Source organism: Pedobacter sp. BG31 (genome assembly GCF_042464845.1).
Taxonomy (GTDB): domain Bacteria; phylum Bacteroidota; class Bacteroidia; order Sphingobacteriales; family Sphingobacteriaceae; genus Pedobacter; species Pedobacter suwonensis.
Map to the genome: position 1 here is coordinate 1 of NZ_JBHNZK010000004.1, position 14,025 is coordinate 14,025.

Consider the following 14,025-nt stretch of genomic DNA (forward strand, 5'->3'; position numbering starts at 1 on the left):
AACTTCCAAATAAAATAATTTTTATTTTTCTGTTTGCTTTTTCTTCTCTCCCCCTGTTTCAATATGCCGGTGTTGACCAGCTTTCCGCTCTTCCGAACCGGGCTGCAAAGGTAGCAATCTTTTTCTCAACCGCAATATTTATTTTAAAATAAATCCTGCCCTCCATCTCTCTAAGCCATCTTTTCAACAAATCCCTTCCTCCGAAGCGGGATGCAAAAGTAGGAAAAATATCATTCCCCACAAAGATTTTGAAACGATTAATAGAGGTTTTAACGTAAGTTCATGGTTTTCAATGGGAAATATTTTTCGACTAGCCAAAACAATTATGCATTTTGCCTGTTTACAGCTATCTTTAACAGTTCCAGGATCTGATAAGCTCCGGTAGCCAGGACAACGAAAAGATCCTTCGGCTAAGCGTCCATTGACGTTATTTCAAAATCACTTATTAATGATCGACTGATGGAACTACGCATTTCCATCCAGCTAGGCCATATCACCGAATCTACGTTCTACTTAAATCCGGCCTAACAAATTTTTCGGGTTCCACTGACCAGGCCTTGCCACTGGCTTTGAAAGAAAACGGCGAAGCCCTCATGAATACCGATAAAAACCATCTCACACAATGAATAAATTTTCAGCCGGCATTTTATTAATGGTTTTCTATTGTTTTTATTTGTATTAATGAGCTCGGCAATGCCTCGGTTTTGTTACTTTTTGATGTCAAAAAGTAAGAGCCCTTCGGCGGCGGTGGACCTGTACCGATTTTTCATCGGTAGCCGAGGCAAGACCGCGCCGTAGAACAAAAAAACACAATTGTACGTCATTCATATTGATTTTTATACCACAAATTATCCCTCACTATGACGGATCAACTGGAGAAACCCATTAAAGCTTCCGAAGTTCCCCTGCGCCCGGCCACTTGAAACTTCGAAGAAACTGCCCACCTAAACCCGATAGCAGCGGAAAACCCGCAGCGCAGCGAGGATTTGGAGCAAATAGCGGGAACATGCTGATATAGTACCACTGACCCTGCTTTGCTAATAAACAACAGCACAATAAGTGAATAATTGAATTATCGGGATATTAAACAATAATTAATACTTTTACCTCTTAATAAACATCCTTATTAATGAAAATTGCGCTTAAAACATACTTACCGCTGCTCTTCATCTTTATGGCAAAGCTTAGCCAGGCCCAGAATTACAAAAATGAACTCGTGGTTATTACAGAAAATGACGCTTACATAGATATTACGAGCGATAAATATTACACTAATGGTTTTTTTATTAAATACAGGCATGCCTTAGATGGCAACAACCTGAAAACCGGACGTAGTAAGGAAGTTATTGGTTTCGAATTGGGCCAGAAAATATACAATCCTTATTATAGTTTTGCTCCGAACCCTGCCCTGCACGACCGTCCTTTTACGGCCTATCTTTATGGTGAGGCTAATTACAGCAGGTTCTATCAAAACAAACAACTCTTAAAGGTTTCGGCACAGGTTGGCCTAACAGGAAAGGATGCTCTGGGCGAAGAATTTCAGAAAACTTACCATAAACTCGTTGGCCAGAATCAAATTGCCGGCTGGGAATATGGACTGAATAGCGAACCCACGCTTAATCTTGGTATTGAATACAACAAACGCCTGCTGGCTACACCTAACGAAATATTTGATGTTACAGGAACTGCTTCGGCAGCAGCGGGCAATGTAATAACGAAAGCAAATGTTGGTGCATTATTCAGATTAGGAAAATTTAATGAAATGGATGGCTCAGCTGCATTTAACAGTTTGATAAGCAATCATCATAAAAATCATGCTAAACGTAAATATGAACTTTTCCTTTCGGTGGCACCACAGCTACACGCAATAGCCTATGATTCGAGCCTTCAGGGCGGTCTGTTCCTGAACGATAAGGGTCCGGTTACCTTTAAGCCGAAGCCCATGGTTTTTACCACGCAGGTGGGCCTAACTTTTAGCATCGCGCGCTGGACAGCCAATTATACCGCGACCTTTACTTCAAACGAGGTTCAACATAGTGCAAAAGGCTATCGTTATGCCTTTTATAGTCTTGCTTACCGTTTTAGTAAAAACTAATGAAAAAACAGCTACTCTTATTGTTGATTTTAGTCACCATAGGCTATTCATTTGCCAGGGCTCAGATGGCCCCAGAAAATCGTTCTATTATTTTTAAGCCCATATTTGGTACACATATCAATAACGATCAGGGACATTTGTTTCAGGATCAGATTACAGGTTTAGACGCGGCTTATTTTAAGGACATTAGCCAGAACGGCGATAAATGGATCGGATTCAGCGGGGCAAAATCTTACGGAATTGGCTTTGTTTTTAGGAATTTAAGTAAACTGAAAGGCACAAAAGATACATCGGCCAATGCCTTTGGGCAAATATATGGCTTAGTGGCCCAGATGGACTTTCAATTATTCAAAACCGGAAGGGCCAGATTTAACTTCACACCTGGTGTGGGCCTGGGTTACACAAACAAGTATTATTATAATAATACTAAAAACCGGTTTTTGGGAAGTGCGGTTAACGAAATCATTAAAGCAGATTTAGGTATGGAGCTGTCAGTCGGGAAGTACATTGATTTATTGGCTGGTTTCGGTTTTCTACATGCATCAAACGGAGGGGCTACTGTTCCCAATGGCGGATTGAATACCGGGAATGTTTACATCGGGCTTAAACTCAACAATCCAAAAACATTAACTGAGGAACGGAAAAGCACCTACACAACCTTACAGCGTAATTCGATTGAACTTAGTGTAGGGTTGGGCGCGAGGGGCGTATTTGAGAATAGAAATAAAAGCCTGTACAAAAGCGGGTTATATGCAGGTTATAACTTTTATTTGAATGATGTAATGTCGCTTAAGGCGGGTGCCGATGCCGTTTATTATTATACTACTTTCGATCCCAACAACTATGGTAATACATTTCAAAACTATGGCACTTCATATGATCAATGGCGAACCGGCATCAGTATAGGTGCTGACATTAACTTATGGCGGGTAACCGTTGCGGGACAGATCGGTAAATACATCCATTTCAATAGATTGATGGATAAAGCAACCTGGTATTGGACCTTTGGCCCAACTTTCAACATCACCCCACATTTGGGTTTACAGGCCAAAACCTATATGCATTTTGCCCAGGCCGATTTCGTAAACTGGGGTGTAGTTTATAGATTTTAATATTGCCCTGTGCTAAGCAAAACCAAGGTGCAGGCTTCAACAGGTTCTATACCGTGCAAGTCTAATAATTTCTCCAATTCAAAATTTTCGGTACCCGGATTGAAGATTACCCTTTTTGGTTTTGTAGATAAAATATAATCGTGGTATTGTGGCTGCAAAGCCGGACCGATGTACAAAGTGATGGTATCAATATCCTGATGGATTTCTCCAGGCTTTTCGATTTCAACACCTGCTACTTCCCCTTTTTTTATCCCAACATTAACAATGTCATGATTGAAACGCTTGAGCATATGGGCTGCCTTGTATGCATACCTGGATGGATCTGGCGATGCGCCGATAATTAAAGTCTTTTTCATAACAAAGGATTACACAGCCTAAAATTTCGATAATAAAGCAATCTGGCCGGAGTGATAGGCATGGTGCTGTGCCAGTCCACTTACAAGCTCCGCATTGGTTACCCCGGTGCCAAGCGCCGGATTTCGTTCATTTTTTACATCCTCATTCCACTGGCTGTCTTTTAAACTTTCGCAAAGGCGAATCAGTTCTTCGTTTGCGATCTTAAAATCAAAGATAATGCGTTCCCAAGCCTGGGCTGTGCGCTCTTCGGGTTCAGGCCAGTCACCCCTCTCAGGTTCAGCAGCTGGTTTGCCTATCAGTCTGGAAGAAACTTCTTCCGTCCATGCGGTTAAATGCAGGGCGATTTCAGCAATAGAATGCGCACCCGGAACAAAATGGCTAAACGCGCTTTCGGGATTAACATTATTGAGCGTTTGCATCACATGGTTACCATGCCAGGCATCGCCATTAAAAGCTTTTTTTATTTCGTTCGTAATATTAAACATACCCGGATAACAATTGGTACACTGTAAAAGTTTGTTAAGATGCGCTCAATATTGCATTTGCACAGTTGATTCCATCAATGGCTGCCGAAACAATTCCACCGGCATAACCCGCTCCTTCTGCACAAGGATATAAACCTTTTACCTGAGGATGCTGATAGGTTTCTTTATCTCTCGGAATCCTGACCGGTGAGGATGTCCTGCTTTCTACCCCAACCAGAATGGCTTCGTTTGTATAATATCCTCTAATTTTTTTCCCAAACAGGGGCAATGCCGCACGCAGACTATCAGATACGAAATTGGGCAGGATATTATCCAGCATCGAACTTTTGGTACCAGGCAGATAGGAGTTTTTTGGCAAATCGATTGATAATTTATTGTTCACAAAGTCGACCATTCGCTGTGCGGGAGCCACCAAATTACCGCCGCCGGCTTCAAAAGCAGCTTTTTCGATTTCAGACTGAAAATTTAACATTCTCAACGGATCATAACCCTGAACATCGTTTAATGTGACCTGAACCACAGTTCCGGAATTGGCGAAGGGATTATTCCGTTTAGATGGTGACCAGCCGTTAACCACAATCTCATTTTCACCGGTGGAACAAGGTGCAATGATTCCCCCGGGACACATGCAAAAAGAAAATGCGCCACGTGTACCAACCTGCTCAACCAAACTGTAATAAGCTGGCGGCAAAAATTCAGAGCGGATATCGCAATGGTATTGGGCCGAATCAATAATTGCCTGAGGATGTTCAATCCGGACACCTAACGCAAATGGTTTTGCTTCAATTAAGATATTTTTACTGTTCAATAATTCGTACACATCTCTTGCAGAATGACCTGTTGCCAAAATAATATCATCAGCAAACAACTTTTCTTCAAAATTTATCTCAACGCCTTTTACTTTTCCAAATTCGATCAAAATATCAGTCATCCTGCTATCGAACATCACTTCACCGCCGGCATTTAAGATCGTATTTTTTATAGATGTAATGATATGGGGAAGTTTATTGGTACCAATATGTGGACGGGCATCGATCGCAATATCGGCTTCTGCCCCATGGTTTACAAAAACCTGCAGTACTTTATTGATGTCACCACGTTTATTAGAGCGTGTATATAGTTTACCGTCAGAATAGGTTCCGGCACCACCTTCGCCATAACAGTAATTAGATTCGGTGTTAACCAAACCCTGCTTATTTATGGCAGCCAAATCTCTACGCCGCTGTTTAACATCTTTTCCTCTTTCGATAATAATGGGTTTTAATCCATTTTCGATGCATTGCAGTGCTGCAAACAAACCCGCCGGACCAGCGCCGATAATAATGACAGGTTTGGCTTCGCTTACGTTGGGATAGTTGATGTGATATACTTCGGGAACGGCTCCTTCATCTACAAAAACCCTTATCTGTAGACGAAAGATCACCTTTCTTGAACGGGCATCAATCGATCTTTTTAGAATTTCATAACCTTTTATCCTCGTTTCAGAAAGTTTTAAACCGGCCGCAAGTTTCTGTTTAATAACTTCAGTCTGCTCAACCTGATCAGGGAGCAAAGTAATTTCGATGTCTTTTTGCATAAATAAGTCAGGTTTTTATCCCGAACAGTTACAAAGATAAGCATCCGGAAAGAATATTTGTTGCTTTTGGAATGCTTCCTAAAACTTGTTGGATGATTAATGTTGATTTTTTCATTTTTTGAAAAGCAGTTCAGCATTCCATAGGTAAATCTCCTCCCGCTCTTCCTCCTGCCCCGGTGAAGGCCGGGGGCATCCGTTCGATCGGGTTTAGACGGGTTATTTCTGCTACTATTTTGGCTTTCCATGCTACGGGCATAATGTTATAGCCCTGATCGGAGCGGGCATTCTGATTAAGCACCAAGCTATATAATATTTTGGTGCGCTTGCTTGCTTCACAGGTTTTCATCCGGATAAAGCGGAGAGCAGGAACATCCGCTTAAAAACGTGGCACCTTGCGTTTCATAAAAAAGCTGTTAGATTGGATATTGGTTTAAAAGATGCTTGATGCTGTGGATGAATTCCGGTAAGTAGCTTGCCAACCTGTCATATAAATATACAAAGTGTAACAAAGGCATGCAATTTGATATCTAATTCGTAAATTGACCATCAATCAATTCTATTAAAAAGACAAAACCATAAAAATGAAAAGATTAATATTTGGATTTTTAGCTGCAGTTATTGCGGTGAGTACTTTAAGTTCATGCGGTTATAACAGCATGGTTAAACTCGACGAGAACGTTAAATCGAAATGGGGAACGGTGCAAACCCAGTACCAACGAAGAGCGGATTTGATTCCGAACCTGGTAGCAACTGTAAAAGGAGCTGCTAAATTTGAGCAGGGAACACTAACTGCAGTAACGGAAGCACGTGCAAAAGCAACACAGATGACGGTTAAAGCCGATGAACTGACTCCTGAGAATATCCAGAAATACCAGGCTGCTCAGGGACAATTGAGCCAGGCTTTAGGTAAATTATTATCAATTACAGAAAATTATCCTGAATTAAGGGCAACACAACAATTTAGTGATTTATCGGCGCAACTGGAAAGTACCGAAAACAGGATTACTGTTGCACGTAAAGATTTTAATGATGCAGTGCAGGAATACAATGGAAAAATCAGATCTTTCCCTACTAATTTAACAGCTGGGATGTTCGGATTTAAACCCAAAGGATATTTTGAGGCTGATGCTTCTGCCAAAGATGCACCTAAAGTAGAATTTTAATATTCCCGACACCACATACCAGGGTAGTGAATGTTTATGAATTGAACATTTATTACCCTTTTTACTTCATATAAAAATAAGTACATGTCGTTATTTTCAGATATTGAACAGGAAAAAATAGCAAATGCGATTTCCGATGCAGAAAGGGCAACCTCCGGAGAAATTAGAATCGCTATTGATAAACATTGCGCAGGCGATCCATACGAAAAAGCCACCGAATACTTTGCTAAACTGGATATGGATAAAACTGCAAAAAGAAATGGTGTGCTGATTTATCTGGCACATGCTGACCATAAATTCGCCATTATCGGCGATGTTGGCATTCACAAAGTAGTACCTGATAACTTTTGGGAAACGACTAAAATTGCCATGACAGCGCATTTTGCAAAAGGTAATCTGGCTGATGGTATTATTGCGGGTGTAGCATTGGCTGGAGAAAAGTTAGCCTTGTTCTTCCCTCCGCAAAAAGGTGATATCAATGAATTACCGAACGATATTGTTTTTATGGATAACCTTGAAAACAAATAAGAGATGAAGAAAATATTCCTTTTATCATTATTCAGTTTATTATTTGCTTTTGGTTTTGCTCAGGATTTTCCGGAAAAGCCTGGTACTTTGGTTAACGATTATGCCAATGTATTATCGGCCGATCAGAAACAGGAACTCGAAAATAAACTGGTAACCTTTAACGATTCGTCTTCTACACAGATTGCTGTTGCTATTTTAAAATCGGTAGGCGATTATGATATTAATGAGTATGCTGTAGAACTGGGCCGAAAATGGGGTGTTGGGCAAAGCGGCAAAAACAATGGTATTATGATCGTGGTGGCAGTTGGCGACCGAAAAATCTCTATACAAACCGGTTACGGCCTCGAAGGCGCCTTACCCGATATTTATGCCAAGCGTATTATCGATAATGATATTAAACCCAATTTTAGAGCAGGAAATTATTATGCAGGCTTAGATGAGGCTACTACATCCATTATAAAATATACCAGAGGAGAATATAAAAATGATAATCCGAAAGCTTCTTCAAAGAAAGGCGGCTCAGGTAGCATTGCCATCATTATCATTATTGTAATTGTGATTATCATCATCACGAGAAAAGGTGGTGGAGGCGGAAGCGAAGTTATTGGCGGACGAGGAGCATCTAACGCGCTTTTCTGGGCGATGTTGTTTGGAAGTGGCGGTGGCCGGAGCAGTGGTGGCTGGGGAGGCGGTTCTTCCGGTGGCGGAGGCGGCGGATTCGGTGGTTTTGGAGGAGGCAGTTTTGGTGGAGGGGGCAGCAGCGGAAGCTGGTAGCTTTAGTCCATAGTCCATAGTCCATAGTCCATAGTCCATAGTCCATAGTCCATAGTCCATAGTCCATAGATTGGAAAAGGTTTTGTTTTGAGTGTTACAGAACATTTTAAGTTTCCAACAAAATAACATTTCAACTTACATCCATGTACCGAAGAGATTTAATTACAGCTGAAATACAGAAACTGGCCCAGGTTTTAGCCCGCATCATGGGACTCAAATTAGAGGGTAAATTAACTGAAGCCGATCGACTTTTCGAAGAAACTATGGAAAGTGGTTTTCAATTGCCGAAAGAAATTTTAGAAAATGAAGATCTGTCTGTTTTTGAAAATTGGCTTGTGGCAAGCAACCTTCCTCCCGAAAAACTTGATTCGTTAAGCGAATTTTTATATTATGAGTTAGGCATAAGTCAGGAGCGTAACCAGACTGTTGCGCCAAAACTTAATTTTGTATATCAATACCTGTCGGATGAACATAAGATTGTACATTTGGTAAACCTGCACCGTCAGAAAACAATACAACAATACCTGCGCTAAACGCCAGCGCATGGCGCCAAACAAAATAAACAACATAAATTAAATGGTTATAGAAAAGTGGCAGAAAATTGCCTCTAAATATTTGGTACGCGAACAATGGGCTACCTTGCGCGTTGATGAAGTGAAACTTCCGGGTGGCGTAATAAAGGATGATTATTATGTTTTAGAATACCCGAATTGGGTAAATGCCATTGCGTTAACAGAAGAAGGAAAAATAATTATGGTACGCCAGTACCGCCATGCAGCCGATATCGTTTCCCTGGAAGTTCCAGGTGGCGTGATTGATGGTGACGAAGATCCAGAGTTTGCAGTAAAGCGTGAGCTGCTGGAAGAGACAGGCTACAGTTTTAAAACCTGTAAATTTATTGCCGAACTTTATCCCAATCCTGCAACATCGAACAACCGAACATTTACCTATTTTTTAACAGGGGGTATCAAAACCCATGAACAGCATTTAGATGAACACGAAATTTTAAATGTTGAAGAGTATACTGTTGATGAAGTAAAGCAACTGATTAATGAAAACAAAATAGCCCAGGCCTTACACGTTGCAGCTTTATTTTATGGGTTCCAGGAAATAGCCAAGGGCTTGTAAAATCTGAGACAGGCCCCTTATTCCCATCTCAAAAATTACAGGTAAAAAAAGCAGCCAGATGCTAAACGTCTGGCTGCTTTTATTATTAGCAATAAGCTCGTAAAAGTTTAGCTCATTTTCAATTTCTTTTGGATATCGTGTACGTAAGCTTTGAACTTTTTATCAGTATCGATTAAATCTTCAACGGTTTGGCAGGCATAGATTACCGTACTGTGATCCCGTCCACCAAAGAAAGCACCAATTGTTTTTAATGATGATTTAGTATGGCTTTTAGAGAGATACATTGAAATCTGACGAGCCTGAACAATTTCGCGTTTACGTGTTTGCGATTTCACCATATCAACAGGAACCTCAAAATACTCGCAAACCAATTTCTGGATGTACTCCATTGAAATTTCCTTTGAGGTATTTTTAATAAAGTTTTTCAACATCTGCTTAGCTAGCGCCAAATCAATTTCTTTTTTATTTAGCGTGGCCTGTGCCAAAAGAGATACCATAGCACCTTCTAATTCACGCACATTATTATCAATGTTGTGCGCAACATACTCCACCACCTCACCAGGTAACTCAATACCATCTGCATACATTTTCTTCCTTAAAATAGCGATACGCGTTTCCAGATCAGGAATTTGCAGATCAGCAGATAGACCCCATTTAAAACGACTTAACAAACGTTCTTCCAAACCGGCTAAATCTTTCGGTGCTTTATCAGATGTTAAGATTACCTGTTTGCCCGATTGATGCAAGTGGTTGAAGATGTGGAAGAAAATATCCTGTGTTTTTTCTTTACCTGCGAAGTTGTGCACATCATCCATAATGATTACATCCATTGCCTGGTAAAAGTTAACGAAATCGTTAATGGTGTTGTTTTTTAAGGAATCTACAAACTGCTGACAGAATTTCTCGCAGCTTACGTAAATTACCAATTTATCTGGCATACTCCGTTTAATCTCATTACCGATTGCCTGTGCCAGATGCGTTTTACCCAAACCAACTCCGCCATAAATCATTAAGGGGTTAAAAGATGTGCCACCTGGTTTAGCTGCTACAGCGTAACCTGCAGAACGCGCCAGGCGATTACAATCTCCCTCAATATAATTTTCGAAAGTATAGTTAGCGTTTAATTGCGGATCAACATTTAATTTTTTTAATCCAGGGATAATAAATGGGTTTTTAATATCCTTATTAATGGAAACCGGAATCGGCATCGATTGTACCTTTGCCTCCGCTCCATTTCCATTTGAGGGCATATTGGTAGTATAAGGATTACCGCTGTTTGATGATTTATCTACAACGATGTTATATTCCAACCTGCCATCCTCTCCAAGTTGTTTCTTTACGGTCTTGCGCAGCAAGCCCACATAATGTTCTTCAAGCCATTCGTAAAAGAACAAACTTGGCACCTGTATGGTTAAAACCTTGCCTTCCAATTTAAGAGCCGTTATCGGCTCGAACCAAGTTTTGAAACTTTGGCCCGGAATGTTATCCTTAATAATTTGAAGACAGTTCTTCCATACTTCTGTACAAGTTTTTTCCATTGCGATTTCTATAATTTATTGGTTAACAGTACCTATTCGAATTAAAGGGATGGTCCGTTTAGGGACTACGAATATTGACATAATTATCAACATTTTAAACAAAAATTTTAAATAAATCGTAACCTATTGATAGGTAATACAGTATACCTGTTAACCTCAATTTTTTATGTTGATAACTATTTATTAACACTGGTTATCCACATTATTCCCGATTTATCTCCAATATCCGTTCTTCACTTCGAACGGCTCCTGAAAAGCAAAATCTAAGCCATTTTTTAATCATGGTTAACCGTTTTAGCATTTTAGATTTTAAATAAACTGAGAATCAAAACCATAGCTTTGATAAATTAATATTGAATTAAAAATATGGCATAACATAGCTCCCGGCGTTTTATCACTGAATTAATTTTACAACAGTTTAGTGCTGATATTTTCATCATCGAAGAACGAAAATTTTTGTTACGTTGCGATTGTTTATCAAAAAGCAGAACACTTTAAAATTTACTTTCAAAGCAAAGCAAACACCAATGTGTTAAATATTCAGTTAATAAACGCCGAAAGTGGCTCTAAATACATCTGCAATTTCTCCAAGTGTAGCATATTTCTCAACGGCGTCAATGATCAATGGCATCAGGTTCGTTTCGCCTTTGGCCGCTTCTTTTAATTGCTGTAATGCTTGCTCAACCGCAAGCTGATCGCGGGTTGATTTTAAATGATCCAGCTTTTCGGATTGCAGCTTGCGGATGGAATCATCTATATTAAACACTTCGGTAAAACCTTCTTCCTCCTGGGTAAATTTATTTACGCCAACCGAAATCCTTTCGCCGTTTTCAATTTCCTTTTGATATTGATACGCAGCACCAGCAATTTCATTTTGCATATAATCATTTTCAATGGCATTAACTGATCCTCCCATAGCATCTATCGTATCGATATAAGCCCAGGCTGCAGCTTCTACCTCATCGGTTAGGCTTTCTACAAAAAATGAGCCTGCTAACGGATCTACCGTATCGGCAACCCCGCTTTCAAAGGCAATGATTTGCTGAGTGCGTAAAGCAATTTTCGCCGCCGATTCTGTTGGTAGTGACAATGCTTCGTCATAACCGTTGGTATGTAAGGATTGGGTCCCGCCTAAAACCGCAGCCATGGCCTGGTTGCTAACCCTGATTACATTGTTTAATGGTTGTTGCGCAGTTAAGGTTGAACCTCCGGTTTGGGTGTGAAACCTCAATATCTGGGCCTTTTCATCTGTCGCGCCCAGATCTTTGGTAATTTTTGCCCACATGCGCCTTGCGGCCCTAAACTTGGCTATTTCTTCAAAAAAATTATTGTGGCAGTTGAAGAAGAATGACAAACGTTTCGCAAAGATGTTAATATCTAAACCCTTATCTAAAGCAGCTTTTAAATAAGCTTTGCCATTGGCCAATGTAAAAGCAAGTTCCTGCACCGCGGTAGATCCAGCTTCACGGATATGATAGCCAGAGATAGAAATGGTATTCCACTTTGGCACTTCGTTACTGCAAAACTCAAAAATATCAGTGATCAAACGCATCGATGGCTTTGGCGGATAGATATATGTTCCCCTTGCTGCATACTCTTTAAGGATGTCGTTCTGTATTGTACCCGAAATCTGCTTTAAATCTGCACCTTGTTTTTTGGCCAGCGCAATGTACATGGCCAATAAAATTGAAGCCGTTGCATTGATCGTCATTGAGGTCGTGATGTCTTTCAGCTCGATACCATCAAATAAAATTTCAAGATCCTTTAATGAATCAATAGCCACTCCAACTTTGCCCACCTCTCCTTCAGCCATTTCGTGATCAGAGTCGTAACCAATTTGCGTGGGAAGATCAAAAGCAACGGACAAACCAGTTGTTCCCTGTGCCAATAAATAATGATAACGTTTGTTTGATTCTTCAGCGGTCGAGAAACCAGCATACTGCCGCATCGTCCATAAGCGCCCACGGTACATATCTTTCTGGATTCCCCTGGTAAAAGGAAATTCACCAGGCAGCTCTTTCATAGGCCTCGCTTCTGTATATAAGGCTTTTATTTCAATCCCCGAAGTAGTAGTATGCTTTTTCTCGCTCATTTGGTTAGTTTATTAGTTCAATGCTTCATTAGCCATTAGTCTTTTGTGCTTTACAGGCCCATAGCCAGCAGTTCGTGGTTACTTATCGAAACGGCTAATCGATAGCTGTAAAATCAGCTATGCACCAGATTTCATTTAACAACTAACCCTAAAACAGTTTATAAATATCTTTCTTGATCATCTCAATTGTTAAATCATACGGATTTTCATCTATACTGGCCATGTGCTGTAAAATTGCTTTACTGAGTTCGATCCCATTTGCATCGGCTGGTAAACCTGGCACCGCGTTATTGATCATGGCAATGGTATCATCTTTTAGTTTTCTTACCACTCCCCAGGTTACACTATCTATATACAGCTGTTGGGTAATGTTATGTTGATATTCTGCACGGATTTCATTTAAAATACCAGCTTGTAAAGTAGCGATGGCAATCCCTTGCTGATGCAACCGAACAAGCAAATTAGCAGGGTTAATACGGTCAACAAATATAATCAAACGTTCATGGGCCTGTAAGCGCAGGGGTAAAATCTGCGCCCGGCTCTCTTTGTTCAGTTCGATGGTTTTTAAGTTAAAAAAACGTTGAATATCGTTTCTTAAAATGTAATAAGTTGCCATTAAGGCCATAAAAATGCCTGCAAATAAGATTATTATATCAACTAAAATCTGTTGTGTATTCATAAGTATTGTTTAAGTACAGTAATATTAACCGCCTGCTAAAAGCAAAAATGTACATTATTATTTATATTTGTAACAGATTAAATTTAAATAACATGAGCACAACAGTTGATACAGCATTTGCACCAGTTAGTTTTTCCGAGGGGGCAGCCAAAGAGTTATATAAATTAAAAGATCAGCAGGAAATTGGCGATGATTACGGATTGCGCGTTGGCGTTGAAGGTGGTGGCTGTGCCGGCATGAATTACGTTTTAGGTTTTGATCAGAAAAAAGATGGCGATCAGGAATTTCTGATCAACGGCATCAAGGTTTTCATGAACAAAGCACACCAGATGTACTTAATGGGCATGATGATTGATTGGCAGGACGGCTTAAATTCGCGTGGGTTTACCTTCATTAACCCCAATGCAACCAGCACCTGTGGCTGTGGCACGAGTTTCTCGGCATAAATAAAATATTATTGTAACATATCATACAGTCCCCTTGTCTAAACATCGGGAC

15 protein-coding genes are annotated in these 14,025 nt (G+C 40.2%); 8 read left to right on the forward strand and 7 right to left on the reverse strand.

Annotation, left to right across the window (positions count from 1 at the left end; all coding sequences use genetic code 11):
* The first annotated feature begins 1,129 nt into the window (after positions 1–1,129).
* Positions 1,130–2,095, forward strand: a complete 966-nt coding sequence (locus ACFE6N_RS06765) for a lipid A deacylase LpxR family protein (RefSeq protein ID WP_378935028.1) — start codon at positions 1,130–1,132, stop codon at positions 2,093–2,095.
* Positions 2,095–3,207 (forward strand): acyloxyacyl hydrolase, encoded by a 1,113-nt coding sequence (locus tag ACFE6N_RS06770; RefSeq protein WP_378935030.1) that lies wholly within the window; start codon positions 2,095–2,097, stop codon positions 3,205–3,207. The genes ACFE6N_RS06765 and ACFE6N_RS06770 overlap by 1 nt, the downstream gene beginning before the upstream one ends.
* Here ACFE6N_RS06770 and ACFE6N_RS06775 read toward each other — a convergent pair.
* The 4 genes from ACFE6N_RS06775 to ACFE6N_RS06790 all read right to left on the reverse strand — a co-directional run bounded on the left by ACFE6N_RS06775 (position 3,204) and on the right by ACFE6N_RS06790 (position 5,971).
* The gene (locus ACFE6N_RS06775; RefSeq protein WP_378935032.1) at positions 3,204–3,563 is read right to left on the reverse strand and encodes a CoA-binding protein; all 360 of its coding nucleotides are present in this window, start codon (positions 3,561–3,563) and stop codon (positions 3,204–3,206) included. The two genes, ACFE6N_RS06770 and ACFE6N_RS06775, sit on opposite strands and share 4 nt — an antisense overlap.
* 18 nt (positions 3,564–3,581) lie before the next feature.
* The gene (locus tag ACFE6N_RS06780; RefSeq protein WP_378935033.1) at positions 3,582–4,049 is read right to left on the reverse strand and encodes a DinB family protein; all 468 of its coding nucleotides are present in this window, start codon (positions 4,047–4,049) and stop codon (positions 3,582–3,584) included.
* 34 nt (positions 4,050–4,083) lie between these two features.
* Positions 4,084–5,625, reverse strand: coding sequence for an NAD(P)/FAD-dependent oxidoreductase (locus ACFE6N_RS06785; RefSeq protein ID WP_378935035.1), 1,542 nt, complete (start codon positions 5,623–5,625; stop codon positions 4,084–4,086).
* Positions 5,626–5,755: 130 nt separating this feature from the next.
* On the reverse strand, positions 5,756–5,971 hold the full coding sequence (locus ACFE6N_RS06790; protein WP_378935037.1) for a hypothetical protein: 216 nt from the start codon (positions 5,969–5,971) through the stop codon (positions 5,756–5,758).
* A 235-nt stretch (positions 5,972–6,206) separates the two neighbouring features.
* On the opposite strand from ACFE6N_RS06790, the gene ACFE6N_RS06795 reads away from it, so the two are divergent.
* From ACFE6N_RS06795 to ACFE6N_RS06815, 5 genes are all read left to right on the forward strand, one after another.
* Positions 6,207–6,788: a LemA family protein gene (locus tag ACFE6N_RS06795; RefSeq protein WP_090502080.1), complete on the forward strand. Its 582-nt coding sequence runs from the start codon at positions 6,207–6,209 to the stop codon at positions 6,786–6,788.
* A gap of 84 nt (positions 6,789–6,872) precedes the next feature.
* Positions 6,873–7,316: a TPM domain-containing protein gene (locus ACFE6N_RS06800; protein WP_090986542.1), complete on the forward strand. Its 444-nt coding sequence runs from the start codon at positions 6,873–6,875 to the stop codon at positions 7,314–7,316.
* Between the two features lie 3 nt (positions 7,317–7,319).
* A complete protein-coding gene (locus tag ACFE6N_RS06805; protein WP_378935039.1) occupies positions 7,320–8,090 on the forward strand; it encodes a TPM domain-containing protein in 771 nt (256 codons plus the stop codon).
* 143 nt (positions 8,091–8,233) lie between these two features.
* On the forward strand, positions 8,234–8,623 hold the full coding sequence (locus tag ACFE6N_RS06810) for a hypothetical protein (protein ID WP_378935041.1): 390 nt from the start codon (positions 8,234–8,236) through the stop codon (positions 8,621–8,623).
* A 43-nt stretch (positions 8,624–8,666) separates the two neighbouring features.
* Positions 8,667–9,218: an NUDIX hydrolase gene (locus ACFE6N_RS06815; protein ID WP_378935043.1), complete on the forward strand. Its 552-nt coding sequence runs from the start codon at positions 8,667–8,669 to the stop codon at positions 9,216–9,218.
* A gap of 107 nt (positions 9,219–9,325) precedes the next feature.
* Here ACFE6N_RS06815 and dnaA read toward each other — a convergent pair whose 3' ends face one another.
* The 3 genes from dnaA to ACFE6N_RS06830 form a co-directional block, all read right to left on the reverse strand.
* Entirely contained in the window at positions 9,326–10,756 is a 1,431-nt protein-coding gene (gene dnaA / locus ACFE6N_RS06820) for a chromosomal replication initiator protein DnaA (protein ID WP_090502090.1), read from the reverse strand.
* A gap of 544 nt (positions 10,757–11,300) precedes the next feature.
* On the reverse strand, positions 11,301–12,848 hold the full coding sequence (locus tag ACFE6N_RS06825; protein WP_378935045.1) for a methylmalonyl-CoA mutase: 1,548 nt from the start codon (positions 12,846–12,848) through the stop codon (positions 11,301–11,303).
* A gap of 148 nt (positions 12,849–12,996) precedes the next feature.
* Positions 12,997–13,527 (reverse strand): hypothetical protein, encoded by a 531-nt coding sequence (locus ACFE6N_RS06830; RefSeq protein ID WP_378935047.1) that lies wholly within the window; start codon positions 13,525–13,527, stop codon positions 12,997–12,999.
* A gap of 92 nt (positions 13,528–13,619) precedes the next feature.
* On the opposite strand from ACFE6N_RS06830, the gene ACFE6N_RS06835 reads away from it, so the two are divergent.
* Entirely contained in the window at positions 13,620–13,973 is a 354-nt protein-coding gene (locus ACFE6N_RS06835) for an iron-sulfur cluster assembly accessory protein (RefSeq protein ID WP_090986779.1), read from the forward strand.
* Positions 13,974–14,025: the final 52 nt, after the last annotated feature.

Excerpts from the sequence above, each read along its gene's own strand:
- ACFE6N_RS06765 (WP_378935028.1), top strand. The coding sequence starts at position 1,130 with ATGAAAATTGCGCTTAAAACATACTTACCGCTGCTCTTCATCTTTATG.
- ACFE6N_RS06770 (WP_378935030.1), top strand. The coding sequence starts at position 2,095 with ATGAAAAAACAGCTACTCTTATTGTTGATTTTAGTCACCATAGGCTAT.
- ACFE6N_RS06775 (WP_378935032.1), bottom strand. The coding sequence starts at position 3,563 with ATGAAAAAGACTTTAATTATCGGCGCATCGCCAGATCCATCCAGGTAT.
- ACFE6N_RS06780 (WP_378935033.1), bottom strand. The coding sequence starts at position 4,049 with ATGTTTAATATTACGAACGAAATAAAAAAAGCTTTTAATGGCGATGCC.
- ACFE6N_RS06785 (WP_378935035.1), bottom strand. The coding sequence starts at position 5,625 with ATGCAAAAAGACATCGAAATTACTTTGCTCCCTGATCAGGTTGAGCAG.
- ACFE6N_RS06790 (WP_378935037.1), bottom strand. The coding sequence starts at position 5,971 with ATGAAAACCTGTGAAGCAAGCAAGCGCACCAAAATATTATATAGCTTG.
- ACFE6N_RS06795 (WP_090502080.1), top strand. The coding sequence starts at position 6,207 with ATGAAAAGATTAATATTTGGATTTTTAGCTGCAGTTATTGCGGTGAGT.
- ACFE6N_RS06800 (WP_090986542.1), top strand. The coding sequence starts at position 6,873 with ATGTCGTTATTTTCAGATATTGAACAGGAAAAAATAGCAAATGCGATT.
- ACFE6N_RS06805 (WP_378935039.1), top strand. The coding sequence starts at position 7,320 with ATGAAGAAAATATTCCTTTTATCATTATTCAGTTTATTATTTGCTTTT.
- ACFE6N_RS06810 (WP_378935041.1), top strand. The coding sequence starts at position 8,234 with ATGTACCGAAGAGATTTAATTACAGCTGAAATACAGAAACTGGCCCAG.
- ACFE6N_RS06815 (WP_378935043.1), top strand. The coding sequence starts at position 8,667 with ATGGTTATAGAAAAGTGGCAGAAAATTGCCTCTAAATATTTGGTACGC.
- dnaA (WP_090502090.1), bottom strand. The coding sequence starts at position 10,756 with ATGGAAAAAACTTGTACAGAAGTATGGAAGAACTGTCTTCAAATTATT.
- ACFE6N_RS06825 (WP_378935045.1), bottom strand. The coding sequence starts at position 12,848 with ATGAGCGAGAAAAAGCATACTACTACTTCGGGGATTGAAATAAAAGCC.
- ACFE6N_RS06830 (WP_378935047.1), bottom strand. The coding sequence starts at position 13,527 with ATGAATACACAACAGATTTTAGTTGATATAATAATCTTATTTGCAGGC.
- ACFE6N_RS06835 (WP_090986779.1), top strand. The coding sequence starts at position 13,620 with ATGAGCACAACAGTTGATACAGCATTTGCACCAGTTAGTTTTTCCGAG.